Source organism: Microcella sp. (assembly GCF_030645145.1).
Classification (GTDB): domain Bacteria; phylum Actinomycetota; class Actinomycetes; order Actinomycetales; family Microbacteriaceae; genus Microcella.
Genome location: NZ_JAUSMI010000029.1, coordinates 1 through 2,667 on the forward strand (window position 1 = coordinate 1; position 2,667 = coordinate 2,667).

General features: G+C 70.5%; 1 protein-coding gene. It reads left to right on the top strand.

The window, feature by feature from the left end; all coding sequences use genetic code 11:
• Positions 1–2,501: RNA helicase (locus Q7T15_RS01790; protein ID WP_304692680.1), on the top strand; the 2,501-nt coding region annotated here is incomplete at its 5' end.
• Positions 2,502–2,667 lie beyond the last annotated feature (166 nt).

The window sequence follows — 2,667 nt, forward strand, 5'->3', positions numbered from 1 at the left end:
CCGAGGGCGGGCGACCGCTCTACGAGGCGCAGGAGGAGGCGATCTTCGAGCTCGTCGCCGGAGCCCACGTCATCCTCGCCACCCCCACCGGGTCGGGCAAGAGCCTCGTCGCCGTCGCCGCCCACGCGATCGCGCTCGCGCAGGGGCAGAGGTCGTACTACACGGCCCCGATCAAGGCGCTCGTGAGCGAGAAGTTCTTCCAGCTCGTCGAGATCTTCGGCGCCGAGAACGTCGGCATGGTCACGGGCGACTCCGCCGTCAACGGCGATGCGCCGATCATCTGCTGCACCGCCGAGATCGTCGCCAACCTCACCCTGCGCCAGGGCGCCGAGCTCGAGGCGGGGCTCGTCATCATGGACGAGTTCCACTACTACGCCGAGCCCGAGCGCGGGTGGGCGTGGCAGGTACCGCTGCTGACGCTCACCGGCGCCCAGTTCCTCCTCATGAGCGCGACGCTCGGCGACATGAGCGCGATCGCGGACGACCTGCACCGCCGCACCGAGCGCCCCGTGAGCGAGGTGACGCACACCGAGCGGCCCATCCCGCTGACCTTCGAGTACGTGCGCACCCCCGTGCACGAGACCGTCGAGCGCCTGCTCGACGAGCGGCAGGCGCCGGTCTACCTCGTCCACTTCAGCCAGGCCGCGGCGATGGAGCGCGCGCAGGCCCTGTCGAGCATCCGCATCGTGAGCCGGGAGCAACGCGACGAGATCGCCGCCGCGATCGGCGACTTCCGGTTCTCGACCGGGTTCGGGTCGACGCTCAGCCGGCTCGTCCGGGCGGGCATCGGCGTGCACCACGCCGGCATGCTGCCGAAGTACCGCCGGCTCGTCGAGGTGCTCGCCCAGCGCGGGCTGCTGCGCGTCATCTGCGGCACCGACACGCTCGGCGTCGGCATCAACGTGCCGATCCGCACCGTGCTCATCACGGCGCTCAGCAAGTACGACGGCGTGAAGACGCGGCAGCTGAGCGCGCGCGAGTTCCACCAGATCGCCGGGCGCGCGGGGCGGGCGGGCTACGACACCGCCGGGCTCGTCGTCGTGCAGGCGCCCGACCACGAGATCGAGAACCACCTCGCGACGACGAAGGCGGGCGACGACCCCAAGAAGAAGAAGAAGATCGTGCGGAAATCGGCCCCCGCCGGCTTCGTGACGTGGAGCGAGACGAGCTTCGAGCGCCTCGTCGGCGGCGCGCCCGAGCCGCTCGAGAGTCGCATGCAGGTGAGCGCCGCGATGCTCATCAACCTCATCGCGCGCGGGGGAGACGTGTTCGGCAACGCCCGGGCGCTCCTCACCGACAACCACGAGCCGCCGCACCGGCAGCGCGAGCTCGTGCAGCGCGCGCTCGGCATCGCGAAGACCCTCGTGCGCGCGGGCGTCGTGGTGATCGACCGCGACGGCGGCGAGACCGGCGCGGACGGCAGAGAGCGTGAGCCGCGCATCCGCCTCACGGTCGACCTGCAGCCCAACTTCGCGCTCAACCAGCCGCTCAGCCCGTTCGCGCTCGCCGTCATCGAGCTGCTCGACCCCGACGAGACGCAGGCCGCGGGTCGCGATGCGACGGGCTCGCACACGGGCGGCATCGGCACCGGCCACTACGCGCTCGACGTCGTGAGCGTCATCGAGTCCACGCTCGAGAACCCGCGCCCCGTGCTCAGCCAGCAGCAGTTCAAGGCTCGCGGCGAGGCCGTCGCGGGCATGAAGGCCGAGGGCATCGAGTACGAGCAGCGCATGGAGCTCCTCGACGAGGTCGAGCACCCGCAGCCCCTCGGTGAGCTGCTGCGCGAGGCCTTCGAGACCTTCGCGGCGAGTCAGCCGTGGATCCGCGACGTCGAGCTCAAGCCCAAGAGCGTCGTGCGCGACATGTTCGAACGCGCCATGACCTTCAGCGAGTACGTGAGCTTCTACGGCATCGCGCGCAGCGAGGGTCTGCTGCTGCGCTATCTCTCCGACGCCGACCGCGCCATCCGGCAGACGGTCCCCGACGAGGCGAAGACCGAGGAGCTGCGCGACATCATCGCCTGGCTCGGCGAGCTCGTGCGGCAGGTCGACTCGAGCCTGCTCGACGAGTGGGAGGCGCTGTCGAACCCGCAGCCCGAGGGCGATGAGCCGGTCATCCCGCCCCCGCCGCCGTCGGTGCTCACCAACCGCCGCGCGTTCATGGTGCTCGTGCGCAACGAGCTCTTCCGACGGGTGCAGCTCGCCGCCCTGCAGCGCGACGACGAGCTCGAGGCGCTCGACCCGCACGCGGCGTGGCCCGAGGCGCTCGACGCCTACTACGCCGACCACGAGAGCATCGGGACGGCGGGCAACGCGCGCAGCGCATCCCTCATACAGATCGATGAGAGCCCGACGGATGCCCCCGGCACGTGGCGCGTCCGTCAGGTGATCGACGACCCGGCCGGCGATCACGACTGGGGCATCGACGCGGTCGTCGACCTCGCCGAGAGCGCGGAGCAGGGCGTCGCGGTCGTCCGCGTCGAGGGGCTGAACCGGCTCTAGCCGGGCTGCAGCTCCCCGGCCGGCTCTAGCTGTACCCGGTCAGGACGTTGGTGACACAAGGCTGAAGAGAAGGCCTTCATTCTGAGTGGTGTCTAGACACTTCGAAGAGGAAGGCCTTCTCGTGGTCCACCGTAATGCGAGGCTGGCGCCTGCTGGCCGGATGATC